The organism is Streptomyces violaceoruber (genome assembly GCF_033406955.1).
In the GTDB taxonomy this organism is placed as follows: domain Bacteria; phylum Actinomycetota; class Actinomycetes; order Streptomycetales; family Streptomycetaceae; genus Streptomyces; species Streptomyces violaceoruber.
The window spans coordinates 5,013,187-5,033,189 of the sequence record NZ_CP137734.1 but is presented as its reverse complement, the minus strand read 5'-3'; the positions used below and the strand labels follow the sequence as shown (position 1 = coordinate 5,033,189).

19 protein-coding genes are annotated in these 20,003 nt (G+C 71.2%); 10 read left to right on the top strand and 9 right to left on the bottom strand.

Going from position 1 to position 20,003, the window contains the following annotated elements:
• The first annotated feature begins 91 nt into the window (after positions 1–91).
• The 3 genes from R2E43_RS22545 to R2E43_RS22535 all read left to right on the top strand — a co-directional run bounded on the left by R2E43_RS22545 (position 92) and on the right by R2E43_RS22535 (position 1,968).
• Positions 92–688, top strand: coding sequence for a 50S ribosomal protein L25/general stress protein Ctc (locus R2E43_RS22545; protein WP_003975690.1), 597 nt, complete (start codon positions 92–94; stop codon positions 686–688).
• A gap of 106 nt (positions 689–794) precedes the next feature.
• A complete protein-coding gene (gene pth, locus R2E43_RS22540; RefSeq protein WP_003975689.1) occupies positions 795–1,397 on the top strand; it encodes an aminoacyl-tRNA hydrolase in 603 nt (200 codons plus the stop codon).
• A gap of 52 nt (positions 1,398–1,449) precedes the next feature.
• A complete protein-coding gene (locus tag R2E43_RS22535) occupies positions 1,450–1,968 on the top strand; it encodes a hypothetical protein (protein ID WP_011028783.1) in 519 nt (172 codons plus the stop codon).
• An 80-nt stretch (positions 1,969–2,048) separates the two neighbouring features.
• Here the strand turns inward: R2E43_RS22535 and ppc are convergent, their stop codons facing one another.
• Positions 2,049–4,784, bottom strand: a complete 2,736-nt coding sequence (gene ppc / locus R2E43_RS22530; RefSeq protein WP_003975687.1) for a phosphoenolpyruvate carboxylase — start codon at positions 4,782–4,784, stop codon at positions 2,049–2,051.
• Between the two features lie 306 nt (positions 4,785–5,090).
• Here ppc and R2E43_RS22525 point away from each other — a divergent pair, with 306 nt between their 5' ends.
• From R2E43_RS22525 to R2E43_RS22515, 3 genes are read left to right on the top strand one after another with little or no spacing between them, the layout of a single operon-like run.
• Positions 5,091–6,101: an acyl-CoA desaturase gene (locus R2E43_RS22525; RefSeq protein ID WP_030870488.1), complete on the top strand. Its 1,011-nt coding sequence runs from the start codon at positions 5,091–5,093 to the stop codon at positions 6,099–6,101.
• Positions 6,098–6,775 carry a TetR/AcrR family transcriptional regulator gene (locus tag R2E43_RS22520; protein WP_003975684.1) on the top strand — a complete coding sequence of 226 codons (678 nt, stop codon included), beginning with the start codon at positions 6,098–6,100 and terminating at the stop codon, positions 6,773–6,775. Before R2E43_RS22525 ends, R2E43_RS22520 begins: the two co-directional genes overlap by 4 nt.
• A gap of 32 nt (positions 6,776–6,807) precedes the next feature.
• Positions 6,808–7,983 (top strand): CaiB/BaiF CoA transferase family protein, encoded by a 1,176-nt coding sequence (locus R2E43_RS22515; RefSeq protein ID WP_003975683.1) that lies wholly within the window; start codon positions 6,808–6,810, stop codon positions 7,981–7,983.
• 12 nt (positions 7,984–7,995) lie between these two features.
• Here the strand turns inward: R2E43_RS22515 and R2E43_RS22510 are convergent, their stop codons facing one another.
• Both R2E43_RS22510 and R2E43_RS22505 read right to left on the bottom strand, forming a co-directional pair.
• Positions 7,996–8,373: a VOC family protein gene (locus R2E43_RS22510; protein ID WP_003975682.1), complete on the bottom strand. Its 378-nt coding sequence runs from the start codon at positions 8,371–8,373 to the stop codon at positions 7,996–7,998.
• Positions 8,370–9,272, bottom strand: coding sequence for a trans-aconitate 2-methyltransferase (locus R2E43_RS22505; RefSeq protein WP_093456317.1), 903 nt, complete (start codon positions 9,270–9,272; stop codon positions 8,370–8,372). Before R2E43_RS22505 ends, R2E43_RS22510 begins: the two co-directional genes overlap by 4 nt.
• 164 nt (positions 9,273–9,436) lie before the next feature.
• On the opposite strand from R2E43_RS22505, the gene tamR reads away from it, so the two are divergent.
• Positions 9,437–9,934 (top strand): MarR family transcriptional regulator TamR, encoded by a 498-nt coding sequence (tamR, locus tag R2E43_RS22500; RefSeq protein ID WP_003975680.1) that lies wholly within the window; start codon positions 9,437–9,439, stop codon positions 9,932–9,934.
• Here tamR and R2E43_RS22495 read toward each other — a convergent pair.
• Positions 9,893–10,672: a response regulator transcription factor gene (locus tag R2E43_RS22495; RefSeq protein WP_016326434.1), complete on the bottom strand. Its 780-nt coding sequence runs from the start codon at positions 10,670–10,672 to the stop codon at positions 9,893–9,895. The two genes, tamR and R2E43_RS22495, sit on opposite strands and share 42 nt — an antisense overlap.
• Before the next feature lie 239 nt (positions 10,673–10,911).
• Here R2E43_RS22495 and R2E43_RS22490 point away from each other — a divergent pair, with 239 nt between their 5' ends.
• Positions 10,912–11,367 (top strand): GNAT family N-acetyltransferase, encoded by a 456-nt coding sequence (locus R2E43_RS22490; protein WP_003975678.1) that lies wholly within the window; start codon positions 10,912–10,914, stop codon positions 11,365–11,367.
• Between the two features lie 3 nt (positions 11,368–11,370).
• Here R2E43_RS22490 and galK read toward each other — a convergent pair whose 3' ends face one another.
• From galK to galT, 3 genes are read right to left on the bottom strand one after another with little or no spacing between them, the layout of a single operon-like run.
• On the bottom strand, positions 11,371–12,534 hold the full coding sequence (gene galK, locus R2E43_RS22485; protein WP_030870501.1) for a galactokinase: 1,164 nt from the start codon (positions 12,532–12,534) through the stop codon (positions 11,371–11,373).
• Positions 12,535–12,569: 35 nt separating this feature from the next.
• Positions 12,570–13,535 carry a UDP-glucose 4-epimerase GalE gene (gene galE / locus R2E43_RS22480; protein ID WP_003975676.1) on the bottom strand — a complete coding sequence of 322 codons (966 nt, stop codon included), beginning with the start codon at positions 13,533–13,535 and terminating at the stop codon, positions 12,570–12,572.
• Positions 13,532–14,593, bottom strand: a complete 1,062-nt coding sequence (gene galT, locus R2E43_RS22475; protein WP_011028787.1) for a galactose-1-phosphate uridylyltransferase — start codon at positions 14,591–14,593, stop codon at positions 13,532–13,534. The genes galE and galT overlap by 4 nt, the downstream gene beginning before the upstream one ends.
• A 198-nt stretch (positions 14,594–14,791) precedes the next feature.
• Between galT and R2E43_RS22470 the strand changes: the two genes are divergently transcribed.
• Both R2E43_RS22470 and R2E43_RS22465 read left to right on the top strand, forming a co-directional pair.
• Positions 14,792–16,480: a sodium:solute symporter family protein gene (locus R2E43_RS22470; RefSeq protein WP_003975674.1), complete on the top strand. Its 1,689-nt coding sequence runs from the start codon at positions 14,792–14,794 to the stop codon at positions 16,478–16,480.
• A 21-nt stretch (positions 16,481–16,501) separates the two neighbouring features.
• On the top strand, positions 16,502–16,798 hold the full coding sequence (locus R2E43_RS22465) for a hypothetical protein (RefSeq protein WP_003975673.1): 297 nt from the start codon (positions 16,502–16,504) through the stop codon (positions 16,796–16,798).
• A 463-nt stretch (positions 16,799–17,261) separates the two neighbouring features.
• Here the strand turns inward: R2E43_RS22465 and R2E43_RS22460 are convergent, their stop codons facing one another.
• Together R2E43_RS22460 and R2E43_RS22455 are read right to left on the bottom strand one after the other, a co-directional pair.
• Complete coding sequence (locus R2E43_RS22460; RefSeq protein ID WP_011028791.1) at positions 17,262–17,936, bottom strand: helix-turn-helix transcriptional regulator; 675 nt, start codon at positions 17,934–17,936, stop codon at positions 17,262–17,264.
• A gap of 219 nt (positions 17,937–18,155) precedes the next feature.
• Positions 18,156–19,979: an outer membrane protein assembly factor BamB family protein gene (locus R2E43_RS22455; RefSeq protein WP_319120938.1), complete on the bottom strand. Its 1,824-nt coding sequence runs from the start codon at positions 19,977–19,979 to the stop codon at positions 18,156–18,158.
• Between the last annotated feature and the right edge of the window lie 24 nt (positions 19,980–20,003).

Sequence of the window (20,003 nt, the reverse complement as noted above, 5' to 3'; positions counted from 1 at the left end):
GGTGTGGCGCTCCGTTATCGACGCGCTCTTCGTAGCAGGCCGTTCGTGGCCGGGTGACCACGTCCGTTCCTGATTTACACGAGGAGTGATCATGTCCGAGGTGAAGCTCACCGCCGAGACGCGTACCGAGTTCGGCAAGGGTGCCGCGCGTCGTATCCGCCGTGACAACAAGGTTCCCGGTGTTCTGTACGGTCACGGTTCCGACCCGCTGCACCTGACCCTGCCGGGTCACGAGCTGCTGCTGGCGCTGCGTACGTCGAACGTGCTGATCGCGCTGGACATCGACGGCAAGACCAACGAGCTGGCGATCCCGAAGTCGGTCCAGCGTGACCCGATCAAGGGCTTCCTGGAGCACGTCGACCTTCAGCTGGTGAAGCGCGGCGAGACCGTGTCGGTCGAGATCCCGGTGCAGGCCGAGGGCGAGCTGGCGCCGGGCGGCTTCCTGCTGGAGTACGTCCTGGACGCGCTGCCGGTCGAGGCCGAGGCCACGCACATCCCGCAGCAGGTCACCGTGTCGGTGGCGGGCCTGGAGGCCGGTGCCTCGATCCACGCCAAGGACATCGCGCTGCCGTCGGGCGTGAAGCTGGACGTGGACGGCGACACCGTGGTGCTGCAGGTCCTGTCCGCGCAGGCGGAGGAGGCCCCGGCCGAGGGTGAGGGCGAGGGCGAGGGCGCCGCGGAGGCCTGATCCTCCCCGACGGTCATCGTGTGGTCGGCCGCTGTTCCCGTGCGGGGCAGCGGCCGACGCGTATGTGTGGACGGGTACGGACGGGTACGAGGGACACGAAGGAGACATGGACGTGACGACGGACGCGGGCGCTCCGTGGCTGGTGGCCGGCCTCGGCAATCCGGGCCCCGAGTACGCCTCGAACCGGCACAACGTCGGTTTCATGGTGGCGGACCTGCTGGCGGAGCGGATCGGGGCGCGTTTCAAGCGGCACGGCAAGGCGCAGGCGCAGGTGGTCGAGGGGCGGATCGGTCCGCCGGGGCCGGCGAACCGGCGGGTGATCCTGGCGAAGCCGATGTCGTTCATGAACGTGTCGGGCGGTCCGGTGACGGCGCTGCGGGACTTCTACAAGGTTCCGGTCGGCAACATCGTGGCGGTGCACGACGAGCTGGACATCGACTACGGCGTGCTGCGGCTGAAGCTGGGCGGCGGGGACAACGGGCACAACGGCCTGAAGTCGATCACGAAGTCGCTGGGCGCGGACTACCACCGGGTGCGGTTCGGAATCGGGCGGCCGCCGGGGCGGATGCCGGTGGCGGATTTCGTGCTGCGGGACTTCTCGTCGACGGAGCGCAAGGAGCTGGACTACTTCGTCGACCGGGCGGCGGACGCGGTGGAGGCTCTGGTGATCGAGGGGCTCGAGCGGGCGCAGAGCGCGTACAACTCCTGACTTGTCCGGTGATGGTCCGCGGGCGAGTTGACCGAGCGCGCAGATATGGCCAATGATCCCGGCCATGCCTGCCTCAGCCGCCGCCGCTCGTCCCCGTCAGGCCTCCTCCGTCTCCTCCGTCCTGCTGCGGTTCGGCCGGGTCGCGTCGATGGGGACGGTCACGGCGTTGATCCTGATCGCGGGGGTGTGGGCGTCCTGGGGTACGGCCCAGCACGTGCTGCTGACCAAGGGCCGGGAGCAGGGCACGGTCGAGGTGACGCGGTGCGGCGGCGGGACGTGCAGTGGGCCGTACTCGCCGGTGTCGGCGGGGTCGCAGGCGCGGGAGCGGGTCGTCCTGGAGGACTCGGTCGCGGTGGCGAAGGGGCGGACGTACAGCGTGGTGTTGAAGCCCGGTAGTGCGGACGCCGTGCGGTCGGGGCCGGCGGGGGTGTTGTACGCGTGGGTGCCGTTGGGCGGTGCGCTGCTGTTGGCGTCGGTGGTGGTGGCGGGCGGCCTGCGGCGGACGCGGGCGGGATGGGTGATGGCCGGGGCGGGCGTGGCCCTGCTGACGGCGGCGTTCGTGGCGGTGTGAGGCGTGTGCACGTACGGACGTGACGGTGCCCCCGTGCTCTGGGTGAGCGCGGGGGCACCGTCATGTGTACGGGGTGCGGGTCAGCCGGTGTTGCGCAGGCCCGCTGCCACGCCGTTGACGGTGAGGAGGAGGGCTCGGGCGAGGAGGGGGTCCGGGTCCTCGTTCGCGGCGGCGGCCTCGCGCTGCCGGCCGAGGAGGGCGACCTGGAGGTAGGAGATGGGGTCGAGGTAGGCGTCGCGGATGGTGAAGGTCTGCTTGAGGACCGGGTCGGCGTCCAGCAGTTCACTCTCGCCGGTGACGCGCAGTACCTCGGCGACGGTGAGCTCGTGCTCGGCCTTGATGGTGTCGAAGACGTGCTTGAGCTCGTCCGGGACGAGGGTGTCGACGTAGTGCTGGGCGATGCGCAGGTCGGTCTTGGCCAGGGTCATCTCGACGTTGGAGATGAAGTTGCGGAAGAAGTGCCACTGCTGGTGCATCTCGTCGAGGACGGTGTCCAGGCCCGCCTCGCGCAGGGCCTTGAGGCCGGAGCCGACGCCGTACCAGCCGGGGACGATCTGCCGGGACTGGGTCCAGCCGAACACCCACGGGATGGCGCGCAGTCCGTCGAGCGAGACGCCCGAGCCGGGGCGGCGGGAGGGCCGCGAGCCCAGGTGCAGGTCGGCGAGCTGGTCGACCGGGGTGGAGGCCAGGAAGTAGGTCGGCAGGTCGGGGTCCTCGACCAGGTGCCGGTAGGCGGTGTGGGCGGCGTCGGAGACGACGTCCATCGCGGCGTCCCAGCGGGCGAGTGCCTCGTCGGACTGGCGGGGCGCGGTGTGCAGGGCGGAGGCCTGGAGTGTGGCCGCGACGGTCAGCTCCAGGTTCTCCCGGGCGAGGGCGGGGATGAGGTACTTGTCGGAGATGACCTCGCCCTGCTCGGTGACCTTGATCTCGCCCTCCAGGGTGCCCCAGGGCTGGGCGAGGATGGCGTCGTGGGTGGGGCCGCCCCCGCGGCCGACGGTGCCGCCGCGGCCGTGGAAGAGGCGCAGCCGTACGCCGTAGCGGTGGGCGACGTCGCGCAGCCGGCGCTGGGCGCGGTGGATCTCCCACTGGCTGGTGGTGATGCCGCCGAACTTGGAGGAGTCGGAGTAGCCGAGCATGACCTCCTGGACGTCGCCGCGCAGCGCGACCAGGCGCCGGTAGGAGGGGTCGGCGAGCAGGTCCTCCAGGATGGTGTCGGCGGCCTTCAGCTCGTCGGTGGTCTCCAGCAGCGGCACGATGCCGATCTTCGCCCAGCCGGCGTGCAGGTCGATCAGTCCGGCCTCGCGGGCCAGTACCGCCGCGGCGAAGACGTCGTCGGCGCCCTGGCACATGGAGATGATGTAGGACTCGATGACCTCGGGGCCGAAGACCTCCAGGGCGCGGCGGACGGTCTGGAAGACGCCGAGGGTCTTCTCGCCGGGCGCGTCGACGGGGGCGGGGCTGGGGGCCAGCGGCCTGCGGGAGCGCAGTTCCTTGGCGAGGAGCTTGGTGCGGTACTCGCGCGGCATGTCGGCGTAGCGCCAGGACTCCTCGCCGAGCCGGTCGAAGAGCTGGCCGAGGGCGTGGTGGTGGGCGTCGGCGTGCTCGCGGACGTCCATGGTGGCGAGCTGGAGGCCGAAGGCGGCCAGGGTGCGGATGGTGCGGGCGAGGCGCCCGTCGGCGAACAGGCCGCCGCGGTGTTCGCGCAGCGAGGTCTGGACGATGCGCAGGTCGTCGATGAGCTGGGCGGTGCCGAGGTAGTCGCGGCCGTCCTCGTGGGGGGTGCCCTTGGCGAGGCGCTGCTTGGTGTTCTCCAGCTTCTGGCGGATGCAGGTGGCCTTGAGCCGGTAGGGCTCCTCGGCGTTGAGGCGCTTGTAGCGGGGGCTGATCTCGGGGAGGCGTTCCAGGTCGGCCTGGAGCGAGGCGAGCAGTTCCTCGGTCGCACCGGCGTACCGGATGGAGTTGGAGAGGAAGCCGCGCAGCTCGTCGATCATCTCCAGGGCGTCGTTGATGCCGTGCTCGTGCTGGAGGATGAGGACGTCCCAGGTCACCTGGGGGGTGACGTTGGGGTTGCCGTCGCGGTCGCCGCCGATCCAGGTGCCGAAGGTGAGGGGGCGGGTGTCGTCGGGGAGCTTGACGCCGGCCCGCTCCAGCTCGGCGGTGAGGTCTTCGAGGACGTCGCCGACGGCGCCCAGGTGCAGCTCGTCGAGGTAGTAGATGGCGTTGCGGGCCTCGTCGGCGGGCTCGGGGCGCACGACGCGCAGCTCGTCGGTCTGCCAGACGAGGTCGATGTTCTCGGCGAGGCGGGTGTCCAGGCGGCGCCGGTCCGACTCGTTGACCGGGGTGTCCAGGAGGGCGGCGATGCGGCGCAGCTTGTTGAGGACGGAGCGGCGGGCGGCCTCGGTGGGGTGCGCGGTGAACACGGGGCGCACGTTGAGGTTGCGGACCGTCTCGCGCAGGTGCTCGGGGTCGGCGTCCTTCAGCCGGTCGGCCGTACGGGCGAGCAGTCCGCCCTCGGCGGCGCGCTTGGCGCCCAGCTCGCGGCCGCGGTGGACCTGCTCGGTGACGTTGGCCAGGTGGAAGTAGGTGGAGAAGGCGCGGACGAGCTTGGCGGCGGTCTCCAGTTCGGTGCCGCGCAGCAGTTCGGCGGCGGCCTCGCCGTCCTCTCGGGTGAGTCGGCGTACCTTCTCGACGAGTTCCAGCAGTTCGGGGCCCTCCTGCCGGACCAGGGTCTCCCCGAGGAGATCACCCAGCCGGCGGATGTCGGCGCGCAGTTCACTGCTGGTCGTCGTGGTGGTCTGGTCGTCGGCACTGCTCACAGGTGCGGCTCCTTGCAGTGTTGAAGCTCGTCTGGGAGGGAACCCGGACGGTCGGCCTCGCGCGGCGGGCGCCGCTTACCGGGCCGGACGTCCGGGAAGTAATCAGAGCGGACCGCGCTGTCCGACCGACTCCCAGGATAGGTGTCGGCCAGGACGCGCAGGCTCTGGGGCTCTTGCCGCGCGGCCACGCACTGCCATACTTACGTCGCCGTAGGTTACGGAACCGTAGGAAAACCATGCATGGTTCCCGCAGCCCGGCACCGGCCACACCACACGACCCCACCCTCGACCCCACAGGGGACGCGCATGACCACGAGTTCCGATGTGATCCCAGACGCTCCGCAGCCCGCAGGCGACGCCGCGGGACCCTCCGCCACGCTGGGCGGTGAGCAGAAGCGGTCGATCGAGCAGATCACGCTGCTGCTGTTCATCACCCTCCCGTTCCTCGCGCTGGTGGCGGCGGTGCCACTGGCGTGGGGCTGGGGCGTGAGCTGGCTGGACCTGGGGCTGCTGGTCTTCTTCTACTTCCTGGGCTGCCACGGCATCACCATCGGGTTCCACCGCCACTTCACCCACGGTTCCTTCAAGGCGAAGCGGCCGTTGAAGATCGCCTTGGCGATCGCCGGCTCGATGGCGGTCGAGGGACCGCTGGTCCGCTGGGTGGCCGACCACCGCAAGCACCACAAGTTCTCCGACGACGAGGGCGACCCGCATTCGCCGTGGCGGTACGGCGAGACGGTGCCCGCCCTGATCAAGGGCCTGTGGTGGGCCCACATCGCCTGGATGTTCGACGAGGAGCAGACGCCGCAGGAGAAGTACGCGCCGGACCTGATCAAGGACCCCGCACTGCGGGCGGTCTCCCGCCAGTTCGTCCTGTGGACGGTGGTGTCCCTGGCGCTGCCCGCGCTGATCGGCGGGCTGGTGACGATGTCCTGGTGGGGTGCGTTCACCGGGTTCTTCTGGGGTTCACTCGTGCGGGTGGCCCTGCTGCACCACGTGACCTGGTCGATCAACTCGATCTGCCACGCCGTGGGCAAGCGCCCCTTCAAGTCCCGGGACCGCTCGGGCAACGTGTGGTGGCTGGCGATCCTGTCCTGCGGCGAGTCCTGGCACAACCTGCACCACGCGGACCCGACCTCGGCACGGCACGGGGTGATGCGCGGGCAGCTGGACTCCTCCGCGCGGCTGATCCGCTGGTTCGAGCAGCTGGGGTGGGCGTACGACGTGCGCTGGCCGTCACGCTCGCGTATCGATTCGCGCCGCAACACGGATCAGGACGGTGCCCGCCGCCGGAAGGAGACGGCGAAGGCGGCATGATTGACGCCGTGGCGACCGACTCCAGCAGCACCCCAAGCAACGAGAAGCCGCGGCGAGCGCGTCGCACCCGGATGACCGGTGCCGAGCGCCGCCAGCAGCTGCTGGAGATCGGCCGCACCCTCTTCGCGGCGAAGGGTTTCGAGGGCACCTCCGTGGAGGAGATCGCGGCGAAGGCCGGGGTCTCCAAGCCGGTGGTGTACGAGCACTTCGGCGGCAAGGAGGGCCTGTACGCGGTGGTCGTGGACCGCGAGATGCGGCGGCTGCTCGACATGGTGACCGGCTCCCTGACGGCGGGCCATCCGCGTGAGCTGTGCGAGCAGGCGGCCTTCGCGCTCCTGGACTACATCGAGGAGTACACGGACGGCTTCCGCATCCTGGTCCGCGACTCCCCCATCCCGCAGTCGACGGGTACCTTCGCCTCCCTCATCTCGGACATCGCCACCCAGGTGGAGGACATCCTGGGCCGCGAGTTCAAGAACCGCGGCTTCGACGCCAAGCTGGCCCCGCTGTACGCGCAGGCGCTGGTCGGCATGGTGGCGCTGACCGGTCAGTGGTGGCTGGACGTGCGCCGCCCGAAGAAGGCGGAGGTGGCGGCGCACCTGGTGAACCTGGCGTGGCACGGGCTGGACGGACTGGAGCCGAAGCCGCGACTCATAGGGCACCGCAAGAGCTGAGGGCGGAGAGCTGAGGGCTGAGGGCTGAGGACATGCAACCGCTGCGCGGAGTCACCGTCGTCGCGCTGGAGCAGGCGATCGCCGCTCCCTACGCCAGCCGTCAGCTCGCCGACCTCGGCGCCCGGGTGATCAAGGTGGAGCGCCCGCGGACGGGGGACTTCGCGCGGGCGTACGACACCCGGGTGCGGGGTCTGAGCTCGCACTTCGTGTGGGCCAACCGCAACAAGGAGTCCCTCACCCTGGACTTCAAGGATCCGCGCGGCCTGGAGCTGCTGCGCAGGCTGATCGCGGACGCGGACGTCTTCTTGCAGAACCTGGCGCCGGGCGCGGCCGCGCGGGCCGGACTGGGCGCGCGGGAGCTGCGTGCCGCGCATCCGGAGCTGATCGTGTGCGACATCTCCGGCTACGGCACGCCGGGCCCCTACGCGGACCGCAAGGCGTACGACCTGCTGGTGCAGTCCGAGGCGGGGCTGCTGTCGGTCACGGGCACGCCGGACGACATGGCCAAGGCGGGCATTCCGGTGTCGGACATCGCCGCCGGGATGTACGCGTACAGCTCGGTCCTCGGCGCGCTCCTCGAACGCGGCCGGACGGGACGGGGCACGCACCTGGACGTGTCGATGCTGGAGGCCACCGTGGAGTGGCTGGGCTTTCCCCTGTACTACGCCTTCGAGGGCGGCCGGCCGCCGCCGCGGGCGGGCGCCTCGCACGCGACGATCTACCCGTACGGCCCGTTCACGGCGGGCGACGGGAAGGTCGTGATGACGGCGGTGCAGAACGAGCGCGAGTGGCAGGGCTTCTGCGCGGGCTTCCTGGACCGTCCCGAGCTGGCCGGGCATCCGCACTACGCCACCAACGCGGACCGCAACGCGCACCGGGAGGAGCTGGGCGCGCTGATCGCGGCCAGGTTCGCGCGGCTGACCGCCGCCGAGGCGGTCGAGCTGCTCGACGCGGTGCCGGTCGCCAACGCGCGAGTGAACACGCTCGCCGAGGTGTGGGACCACCCGCAGCTGGCCGCACGCGGACGCCTGCACGAGGTGCCCACCCCGGCCGGTCCGGTCCCGGCACTGGCACCGCCGGGACCGACCGGGGACGCGCCCCGCATGGAGGCGGTCCCGGCGCTGGGCGAGCACACCCGCGCCGTCCTCGGCGGTCTCGGGCTGTCGGAGCAGGACATCGACGCGCTCGCCGCGGACGGCGTGGTGTGAGCCCGGCCCGGGTCAGGGACGGGCGGGTCCGACCGGTTCCAGGAACTCCAGGCGGTTGCCGACGGGATCGGCGCAGTAGAAGCGCCGGTGGCCGGGGAGGTCGTGGTCCCAGGTGACCGGCGTGCCGTGGGCCTCCAGGCGGGCGGCGTACGCGTCGATCCCGGTGACCCGCAGCCCGGGGTGGGCCTTGCGGGCGGGCCGGAAGCCGGCCGTCTCGACGCCCAGGTGGAGGTGGACGGCGCCGGCCCGGAACCAGCAGCCCCCGTGCACGGCGAGCACGGGCGGCTTGGGGACCTCGGACATGCCGAGGACGCCGGTGTAGAAGGCGCGCAGCGGCTCCTCGGCGCCGGGCGGCACGGCGAGCTGCACGTGGTCGAGACCGGTGATCATCGGCCCGCCTCCCCAGCGGGCCCCACGGAGCCCGCGGAGCCCGCGGAGCCCGCGGATCCCCCGGACCCCGCAGACCCCGCGGACCTCTCGGGCTTCCGTGCGACGGCGAAGACGCGGCGGAAGGGGAAGGGGGTGCCGTGCGCCTGGGCGGGGTAGGCGGCGCGCAGTACGGCCCGGTACTCGTCGACGAAGGCGTCGCGGGCGGCCGGGTCGTCGTCGAGGGCGTCCAGTACGGGCCGCAGCCCCGTCCCCCTGACCCAGTCGAGGACGGCGTCGTCGCCGGGCAGCAGGTGGACGTACGTCGTCTCCCACACGTCGGCGGTGCAGCCGGCGGCGGTCAGGTGGGCCAGGTAGCCCTCGGGGGTGAGGACGGCGTCGTCGTGGCGCAGGACGCCGGCCAGGCGCTCCCGCCAGCGCCGGGAGTCGGCGAGTTCGCGCATCAGGCGGTGGCTGGGGGCGTCGAAGTTGCCGGGGACCTGGAGGGCGAGGGTGCCGCCGGGGGCGAGTCGGTCGATCCAGCCGGGGAAGAGGTCGGCGTGGCCGGGGACCCACTGGAGGGTGGCGTTGCTGACGAGGAGGTCGCAGGGCTCGTCGGGGGTCCAGGAGCGGGCGTCGGCGGGGGCGAAGTCGAGGTGGCCGCCGCCGGAGGTGGGGCCGGCGTACTGCCGGGCGCGTTCGAGCATCCGGGGCGAGTTGTCGTAGCCGGTGATGCGGGCGGTGGGCCAGCGGTCGGCGAGCAGCACGGTGACGTTGCCGGGGCCGCAGCCGAGATCGGCGATGCGGGGCGGGTCCGCGGGGAGGTCCGGGATCCGGGCGAGGAGGTCGGTGAAGGGGCGGGCGCGGTGTCCGGCGTGGCGCAGGTACTGGGCGGGGTCCCAGGTGGGGGCGGTGGCGGGCATGGAGCCTCCAGAGGGTGTCCGTGCGGGACGGGTACCCAGCGTCACCCGCAAAGTATCTCGACGTCAAGACAGTCATCACGAAGACAGTCACCACAAAGACAGTCGTTATCGAGAGAGTCGACATCAAGAGACTTCACATCGACACAACCACTACACTGATCGTCATGGAGGACGAGGTCGATCGGCTGGTCGCAGCATGGCGCCGGGAGCGCCCGGACCTCGACGTGGAACCGCTCGAGGTGCTGAGCCGCGTCAGCAGGCTGGCCCGGCACCTGGACCGCGCACGCCGGCTGGCCTTCTCCGAACACAATCTCGAGCCGTGGGAGTTCGACGTACTGACGGCACTGCGCCGCGCGGGCACCCCCTACCAGCTCTCACCGGGGCAGCTCCTCACCCAGACCCTGGTCACGTCGGGCACGATGACCAACCGGATCGACCGGCTGGCGAAGAAGGGCCTGGTGGAGCGCCTGCCCGACCCCAGCGACCGGCGCGGCGTCCTGGTCCGGCTCACGGACGAGGGACGGGACCGCGCCGACCAGTCGCTGGCGGGCCTGCTGGCCCAGGAGCGCGCGATCCTGGGCGAACTCTCCCGCGCCCAGCGCACCGAACTGGCGGCCCTGCTACGCCAGCTGACCGCCCCGTTCGACAACATCCCCGGCTGAGGGCCCGTCCAGGTCCGCCGGCCCCACCCCGGCCCTGCGGGCCAGCGCCACGGCGGCCAGGGTGGAGTGCACGCCCAGCTTGCCCAGGACGTTCTGCATGTGGGTGCGGACCGTGTGCGGGGACAGGTACAGCCGCTCCGCGACCGCCTTGCGGCCCAGCCCGGCGACCATGCAGCGCAGCACCTCGCGCTCGCGCGGGGTCAGCGACTCCACCAGCAGCTCGCTCTCGGTGCGGTGCTTGCGGGCGGCGGTCAGCTCGCGCAGGACGCCGGTGAGCAGGGCGGGCGGCAGATGCGTCTCGTCGCGCAGGACGCCCCGGATGACGCTGAGCAGCCGCGACAGGGAGCAGTCCTTGGCCACCCACCCCGAGGCCCCGGCGCCCAGGGCGAGGGCCGCCCGCCGCGGGTCGTCCTTCTCGGCGAGCACGACGGTCCGTACGCCCGGCTGGCCCGAACGCACCCCGGCGACCAGCGAGATCCCGTCCACCAGCCCGTCCTCGTTGCCATCCCGCACGGGCACGGCGGGCCGGACACCGGGCACGTGGCCGCCCAGGTCGGCGTCGACGAGCAGCACGTCGAACCGCCGCCCCTCGGACGCGGCCCGCTCCAGGCAGCGCAGTGCGGCCGGACCGCTGCCGGCCGCGGAGACGTCGACGTCGGGCTCGGCGGCCAGGGCGGCCGCGAGCGACTCGGCGAAGATGCGATGGTCGTCGACGACCAGGACTCGGATACGAACCACGAAACCCCCTCCCCCGAGCTCCGCCAGGAGCAGGGGATACCCATCGTCTGTCCGTCCTCGGACGACGGCACCGGCACGGGTGGACGCCGGGGCCCGCGTCCAGCTGTGCTGTTCCCGGGCGTCGAACCCGGCTGTTTCGCCCCCTGAACGGCACCGGCCCCCACCGGTGCTGCTCATCAGAGTACGGGCGGGGGCCGGGAGGGGAAGGCCCTTTGCAGAACTGACTCCGCGGCACGTTTATGGTGAGCCGCATGTTTCGTCTTGTGACAGAAGTCGACAGGGAACGGCGCGATCTGCTGCGCACCCGCCTGCGGGAGACGAACACAGCGGCCTCCTCCGTCCTGCGTTCCCTGCGCGGCACCCCTCACGAACGCGAATTCCCGTTGCACGTGTGGGTGCTGGACGCCACCGGGGGCCTGGCGGGCGGCCTGGTCGGGCACACCTGGGCGACCTGGCTCCACGTGACCTACCTGTGGGTGGACGGCGGCCACCGCGGCGCGGGCCTCGGCTCCGCCCTCCTCGACGAGGCGGAGCGCACCGCCCGCACCGAACGCGGCTGCGCCGCCGCCCGGGTGGAGACCTGGGACTTCCAGGCCCCGGGCTTCTACACGAAACGCGGCTACGACGTCATGTGCGTGATCCCCGACTACCCGCCGGGGATCACGGAGTACACGCTGGTGAAGCGGCTCGGCTGACCGTCAGACCAGGCGCCGCGCCCCCGCCGAGGGCACCGCCTCGAACACCCGCGGAGCCTTGAGGCCCGCCGCGGCGAAGGCGTCCTCGACCGCCTTGGTGACGGCGTCCACGCCGGCGGCCTCCACCAGGACGATCGCCGAGCCGCCGAAGCCGCCGCCGGTCATCCGGGCGCCGAGGGCGCCGGAGGCCAGGGCCGTGTCGACGACCAGGTCCAGCTCGGGGCAGGAGATGCGGAAGTCGTCGCGCAGCGAGGCGTGGCCCTCGACCAGGACGGCGCCGATGGCCCGGGTGTCGCCGGACTCCAGCAGCGCGACCACCCGTTCGACGCGCTCGTCCTCGGTCACCACGTGCCGGACCAGGCGGCGCACCTCCTCCTCGTCGCCCAGCCGCTCCAGCGCCGCGTCCAGGTCGGCGTACGGCACGTCGCGCAGCGCGTCGACGCCCAGCAGCGCGGCGCCCTTCTCGCAGCCCGCGCGGCGCTTGCCGTACTCGCCCTCGCTGTGGGAGTGCTTGACCCGGGTGTCGACGACCAGCAGGCGCATCCCCTCGGCGGCGAGGTCGAAGGGGATCTGCCGCTGGGAGAGGTCGCGGGTGTCGAGGAAGAGGGCGTGCCCCGCCTCGCAGCAGGCGGACGCCGTCTGGTCCATGATGCCGACGGGGGCGCCGACGTAGACGTTCTCCGCGCGCTGGCACAGCCGGGCCAGCTGCCAGCCGCGCAGGCCGAGGGCGTACAGGTCGTTCATCGCCAGGGCGAGGACGACCTCCAGGGCCGCGGAGGAGGAGAGCCCCGCCCCGGACGGGACGGTCGAGGCCAGGTGGACGTCGGCGCCGGTCAGCTCGTGTCCGGCCTCGCGCAGCGCCCACAGGACGCCCGAGGGGTACGCCGTCCAGGACTTGTCCGAGCCGGGGATCAGGTCGGCGACGCGCAGCTCGACCGGGTCGGCGTCGATGTCGGCCGAGTGCAGGCGCAGGATGCCGTCGTCGCGCCGGGAGACGGCCGCGACGGCCTGGTGCGGCAGGGCGAAGGGCATGACGAAGCCGTCGTTGTAGTCGGTGTGCTCCCCGATGAGGTTCACCCGGCCCGGCGCCGCCCACACCCCCTCCGGCTCCGCCCCGTACAGCTCCCGGAACCGCTCGCCGACGGTTCCCGCGACAGCCTCGCCCATGCCCTGACCCCTCGCCCTTCCGGTAACTGCGGTTACTACTGGCCCGCGCGCCGCTGCGCGAACTCCCACGCGTCCGACACGATGCCCGCGAGGTCCGCGCGGGACGGGTTCCAGCCCAGCTTCTCGCGGGCGGTGCCGGCCGACGCGACCAGGACCGCCGGGTCGCCGCCCCGGCGCGGGGCCATGATCTCGGGGATCGGATGGCCCGTCACCCGCCGCACGGTCTCGACGACCTCGCGGACGGAGAAGCCGTTGCCGTTGCCCAGGTTGCAGATGAGGTGCTCGCCCGGGGCGGCGGCCGCCACGGCCAGCAGGTGGGCCTCGGCCAGGTCGGCGACGTGGATGTAGTCGCGCACACAGGTGCCGTCCGGCGTCGGGTAGTCGTCGCCGTAGACGGAGATGGCCTCCCGCCTGCCCTGCGCCACTTGAAGGACCAGCGGAATCAGATGCGACTCGGGGTCGTGGCGCTCGCCGTACTCCCCGTACGCGCCCGCGACGTTGAAGTAGCGCAGCGAGACCGCGCCCAGCCCGTGGGCCGCCGCCTCGCCGGTGATCATGTGGTCGACGGCGAGCTTCGAGGCGCCGTACGGATTGGTGGGCCTCGTCGGCGCGGACTCGACGATGGGAACCTGCTCGGGCTCGCCGTACGTGGCGGCCGTGGAGGAGAAGACGAGCCGCCGCACACCCGCGCCCCGCATGGCCTCCAGCAGCGCCATGGTGCCACCGACGTTGTTGTCCCAGTACTTCTCGGGCTTCACGACCGACTCGCCGACCTGGGAGAAGGCGGCGAAGTGCAGCACGCCGTCGAACGAGCCGTCCAGCCACTTGGCGGCGTCCCGGATGTCGCCCTCGACGAACGAGGCACCCGCCGGCACACCCTCACGGAAGCCGGTCGACAGATTGTCGAGCACGACGACCTCGTGCCCCGCCTCCACCAAGTGCTGGGCGACGACGCTGCCGACGTATCCGGCACCACCTGTCACCAGGTACTTCCCGCTCATGAACTCGCTACCTCTCGCAGTCGCTCGGCCGCGCGCTCCGGGGGTACGTCGTTGATGAACACGTTCATGCCGGATTCGGAGCCCGCGAGGAACTTCAGCTTGCCGGACGTACGGCGGATAGTGAAAAGTTCCAGGTGGAGCGCGAAGTCGTCGCGCGTCACACCCTCGAACTCCTCCAGCTGCCCGAACGGCGCCTGGTGCCAGGCCGCGATGTAGGGGGTCGGGGGCTCGCCCTCGCCGAAGATCCGGTCGAAGCGCCTCAGCAGCTCCAGGTAGACCTTGGGGAATTCTGTGCGAGCCGCCTCGTCGAGTCCGAGCAGATCGGGCACCCGCCGCTTCGGGTAGAGGTGCACCTCGTACGGCCAGTGCGCCGCGTACGGCACGAAGGCGGCCCAGTGTTCACCCTCCAGGACGACCCGCTCACCGGCCAGCTCCTCCTCCAGCACGGAGTCGAACAGGTTCCCCCCGCCCGTCGCGTCCTTGTGGGCGGCGAGTGAACGGAGCATCAGGGCGGTGCGGGGGGTGGTGAACGGGTAGGCGTAGATCTGCCCGTGCGGGTGACCCAGCGTCACCCCGATCTCGGCGCCCCGGTTCTCGAAGCAGAACACCTGTTCAACGGAGGGCAGATGGGACAGCTCGGAGGTGCGGTCCGTCCAGGCGTCGAGCACCAGCCGGGCCTGCTCCTCGCTCAGGTCGGCGAAGGAGGCGTCGTGGTCGGAGGTGAAGCAGACGACCTCGCAGCGCCCGGAGTCACCGGCCAGCGAGGGAAAGCGATTCTCGAAGACCACCACGTCATAGGCCGAGTCCGGGATCTCGCTCAGCCGTTCCCCGTCCGACGGGCACAGCGGGCACTGGTCGGCCGGCGGATGGTAGGTGCGCCCCTGCCGGTGCGAGGCGACGGCGACGGAGTCGCCGAGCAGCGGGTCGCGTCGCACCTCGGACGTGGTGACGGTCCGCTCCAGCGGACGGCGGTCCACGGCGTCGCGCACGGTGTCGTCGCGCAGGTCGTAGTAGACCAGCTCACGGCCGTCGGCCAGCCGGGTCGAGGTCTTCTTCACTGCCGCACTCCTCTGCACCCACCCATGAGTCACCAGGACGCCCGTCAATCATCCAACACAATCAAACATAACACATCACAACCCACCACCTCCCTGCACATCACAATCAAACAAAGTTCATCACCAAAAGTGTTCAATTACTGAACGCGGAGGCGTAGGTTCCGCTCCGGATCAGTTCGCGAACGAAGCGAGTGCTTAATGCAAACCCCCACAAGCTCCACGTATCTAGCCGCAGAGCTTCGACTCCCCACCAACTGGCTCGACTACACGATCCTCGGGATCTACTTCGTCGTCGTCCTGGGCATCGGCTTCGCCGCCCGCCGCTCGGTCAGGACCAGCCTGGACTTCTTCCTGTCCGGCCGTTCCCTGCCCGCCTGGGTCACCGGACTCGCCTTCGTCGCCGCCAACCTGGGTGCCACCGAGATCCTCGGCATGGCCGCCAACAGCGCCCAGTACGGCGTCTACACGACCCACTGGTACTGGATCGGCGCCATCCCGGCGATGGTCTTCCTCGGCCTGGTGATGATGCCGTTCTACTACGGCTCGAAGGTCCGCTCGGTCCCGGAGTTCCTCCTCCTGCGCTTCGACAAGGCCTCCCACCTCCTCAGTTCGGCCCTGTTCGCCATCGCCGCCATCCTGATCGCCGGCGTCAACCTCTACGCCCTCGCGATCGTCGTCGAGGCACTGCTCGGCTGGCCGGAGTGGGTGGCCATCGTCGTGGCCGGCTTCTTCGTCCTGGCGTACATCACCCTGGGCGGCCTGTCCTCGGCCATCTACAACGAGGTCCTCCAGTTCTTCGTGATCCTGGCGGGCCTCATCCCGATCACCATCCTGGGCCTGAAGAAGGTCGGCGGCTGGGACGGCCTGTCCGACTCCCTCTCCAAGTCCCACGGCTCCGACTTCATGACGGCGTGGGGCGGCACGGGCATCGGCAGCGAGAACCCGCTGGGCGCCAACTGGCTGACCATCGTCCTGGGCCTCGGCTTCGTCCTCTCCTTCGGCTACTGGACGACGAACTTCGCCGAGGTCCAGCGCGCCCTGTCGGCGAAGAACCTCTCGGCGGCCCAGCGCACGCCCCTGATCGCGGCCTTCCCGAAGATCTTCATCGTCTTCGTCGTCATGATCCCGGGCCTGGTCGCCGCGGTCCTGGTCCCGAAGATCGGAACCCCCGGCTCGGACCTCCAGTACAACGACGCGATCCCGTACCTGATGCAGCAACTGCTGCCCAACGGCGTCCTCGGCATCGCGGTGACGGGCCTGCTGGCGGCCTTCATGGCCGGCATGGCGGCCAACATCTCCTCCTTCAACACCGTCTTCACCACCGACATCTGGCAGAAGTACGTGGTGAAGGACCGCGAGGACGGCTACTACGTCCGCTTCGGCCGCCTCATCACGGTGATCGGCGTCCTCGCCTCCATCGGCACGGCGTTCCTGGCCTCCTCCTTCTCCAACATCATGAGCTACCTCCAAACGCTCTTCTCCTTCTTCAACGTGCCGATGTTCGTGGTCTTCATCATCGGCATGTTCTGGAAGCGGGCGTCGATGAAGTCCGGCTTCTGGGGCCTGATCGCGGGCACGACCGCGGCGATGGTGAACTACTTCGTCATCTACAAGCAGGGCATCATCGACATCCCCTCCGACCAGGGCGCCAACTTCGTCTCCGCGATCGCGGGCTTCGTCGCCGGCGCGGTGGTCATGGTCGCGGTGTCCCTGTTCACCGCGCCGAAGCCGACCGCCGACCTCCAGGGCCTGGTGTACGGAACCACCTCCCCGGGCATGGCGGAGGCGCCCGCCAAGGGCGACGACGCGTGGTACCGCAAGCCGGCGCTGCTGGGCTGGGGGGCGGTCGTCCTGGCCGCCGCCTGCTACATCCCGTTCTCGTTCTGATCGCGGGAGGATTGAGAGAGCATGTCTGATTCCTACTCCGACAAGAACGTCCAGGACGAGGTCTCCGAGCTGGAGACCAAGTCCGTCACCGCCGCGCGGCTGTTCGACATCCGGCGGATCATCGGCGGGCTGTTCGTGATCTACGGCGTCATCGTGACGATCGCGGGCTTCGTGGCGTCCGACGAGGACATCGACAAGGCGCAGGGGGTGAACATCAACCTCTGGACCGGGATCGGGATGCTGGTCCTGGGGCTCTTCTTCCTGGCCTGGCTGAAGCTGAGGCCCACGGCGCCGCCGACGCCACCGCGGGAGGAGTGAGCCGGCCCCTTTGACGCCGCTCAGTGCACCGGTGCCTTACCGGCACCCGGGGCGGGCGCGGGTTGGGTCGCGCGCCCCGGCGTAACGGGGTGCCGCTGCGCCCACCCGTGCCGCCCCAGCGGCACGACTGCCCGCAGCGACGGCGGCGTGGCGGCTGCCCGCAGCGACGGCGGGAGAGCCGCGTACGGCGATGAGCGGACGCGGAGCGTGGGCGGGGAGAGCCGCGTACGGCGATGCGCGGGACGCGGGGCGTGGGCGGGGAGAGCCGCGTACGGCGAGAAGGGGGCGTGTCGGGGGGTGTCCGCCCGCAGCGGTTGGCGCGTCAACGGAGTTCGCTTCTGCGGCCGACCGATTCCGCGCCGTTCCGAGGACGGACACCCCCCCGCGCCCCCGACCCACCCACCGGACAAACCGCGCTACCCGCACCCCCACCACCCCGCACAGGCCGCCGCAGGCACCCCGCTCAACCGCCGGAGGCCCCCGCCCGGTCCAGCAACCCCGTCCGCGCCGCCAGCGCCGCGGCCTCCAGCCGCGACCCGACGCCCAGCTTCATCAGCACCCGCTGGACATGCGTGCGCGCAGTCGAGGGAGCGATCCCCATCCCCGCCGCGATCAGCCGCGTGTCCTCGCCGTCCGCGACCCGCACCAGCACCTCCACCTCCCGCGGCGTGAGCAACTGCAACAGCCGCTGCCCCTCGTCGTCGGGCTGGGCCACGGGATTCAGCAGCTCACCGAACGCACCCTGCAACAAGGCCGGCGCCACCGCCGCCTCCCCCGCCCGTGCCTTCATGATCGCCCGCTCGACGCCCTCTATGCGCTCGTCGTGCCGGACGTACCCCGACGCCCCCGACGCGAACGCCGCCGCGATGCCGCGAGGGCTCGGCACCGGGCCCAGCACCAGCACCGCCACCTGCGGACGCTCCCGCTTGATCCGTACCACCGGATCGAAGTTCCCCGGCTCCGCCGGTGTCGCCGTCCCCAGCAGGCACACCTCCGGCGCCCGGCTGATCACCAGCTCCGCCGCCCCCGCGGCCGGCGCCGCCGCGGCCAGCACCCGGTGCCCCCGCAGCTTCAGCGCCGAGGCCAGCGCCTCGGCGAGCAATCGGTGATCGTCGACCACCATGAGCCGTACTCCCATGCGGCAACCCCCCAGTCACCCATTCACCCATTCGCCCATGCACCGGTCCCCGGCATACCCCCCGGCATGTCCCCCGGAAGCTACACGCTAGCCAGCCCTCGCGCTGCCCCTACCGGTGAGAACCGCCCCGGAGTGCCGAAATCCCCCCGGCAATGCGGCCGGCCCCGCCCCTGTGACAGGGACGGGGCCGGAACGGTCACCCGGGGGACACCGACGGCGTCACCCGCTGGTGCCGAACCCGATCGCCAGGTACTCCTTCTCGTCCGCGCTCGTCGGCTCGCTGGCGTACACCTGCGACATGAACAGGCGCCCCTGCGAGTAGATCAGCTCGGAGTAGTCCGGCGACATGCTGGACTCCACGTCCCGCACCGCCTCCGTCGCCGGGTTCTCCAGCAGCGTGGTCTGCTTGAACGTCGTTCCGTCGATGCTCACGACCTGGCCGCCCTTGTCGTACGGCGGGCGCTTGTAGGCGATCACGTTGCCGCCGTCCATGCGCAGCGGCGTGATGGTGTACTCCTCGCCCGAGTCCGCGCGCTGACCGGTCTGCTTCCCGGTGGTCAGGTCGAAGGCGACGACCTCGTTGGTCCGGCTGTACGACTCGCCGCCGCTCTCGTGCTCCTCGGTCGCGATGTACAGCTTGCCGTTGCCGGCCGCGAGCCCGTTGCAGCTCTCGGTCTTGGTGATGCTGTCGCAGCGGGCCGCGAACTGGTCGCCGGGCGCGGAGATGCGGGTGAGCAGCTTGCCGGTCTTGTTGTCGATGGAGAAGAAGTCCGAGATGCCGCTCCCGTCCCCGGCGGAGTCACCGACGTCGGCGGCCACGACCAGCGGGTTCGTCGACACGACGCCCGCGTACTCGATGCCCTTGGCCATCTTGTACTCGGTGATCACCTTCCCGCTCTTCGGGTCGATGGTCTGGATGTTCAGCTGGCGGGCGTCGTACGAGCCGCACTTGCGCACCGCGACCAGCTTCTCGCCGCCGCCGTAGCCCGCGTCGTAGCAGCTGTCGGCCGCCTTCGGCGACCAGAGGATGTCGCCCTTGGCGATGTCGAAGGCGACGCCGCCGTCGCTGCTGCCCGCGGCGACGGTGTCACCGCTGATCGTGACGTTGTCGAAGGAGATCGGCCCCTCGCCGGCGGACTTCGTCCACACCTTCTTCCCGGCGTCCAGGTCGAGGACCGCGACCTGGGTGCAGCCGTGCGAGGGCTCGGCCTTGGTCGGCATGGCGGGCTGGTGGATGATCACCGTCTTGTCGTCGTCGGTGACGTGCCGGGTGACGGCGCACACGGGGCCGTCCAGCTTGATCGTCCACTTCTTGCTGCCCTTGGCGGGGTCGTACCCGTTGACCTCGGCGATGCCGCTCTTGGCGTACACCTTGTCGGTGAGCCACGAGCCGGAGACGACGACGCTGTCGTCCTCCTTGGTCACCGCGGGCATCGGGACCTGGAAGAGCACCTTGGCGGCCGGGTCGGAGGGCGCCTTCTCCTCGGCGCCGGAGGCCTTGCCGCCGTCGCCGCCCTTCTGGTCCGTACCGCCGTCGCCGCCCGTGCCGCCGCTGGAGCCGGCGGTGTCGTCCTTGCCCCCGCCGTCGGAGGACCCGGCGTACCAGACCCCGCCGCCGATGATCAGGGCGATCGCGACGACGGCGGACACGATGATCGCGACCTGCGCGTTGATCTTCCGGCCACCGCCCGCGGCCTGCGGCTGCATGGGCATGGTGGCCGGCTGCGGATAGCCGTAACCGGGCTGACCGGGCTGCCCGTAAGCCGGCGTCGGCTGCCCATACGCCCCGGGCTGACCGGGCTGACCGGGCTGACCGGGATACCCGTACCCGGGCTGCTGCTGCGGCGGCGTCTGCGGATACCCGTACCCCGGCTGCTGCGGCGGCGGCCCCGCCGGCGGGGTGGCCGGAGCCGCGGGCGCCTGCGGCGGGGTCTGCGGCGCCGGCGGCTGCGGCGGCTGGTGCTGCGGCGGCTGGTGCTGCGGCGGGCCGAACCCGCCCCCCTGCGGGGGCTGGTTGGGCGGCGGGGGAGGCGGCTGGGTCATGACGTGAGTACCTCGGAGAGCGGA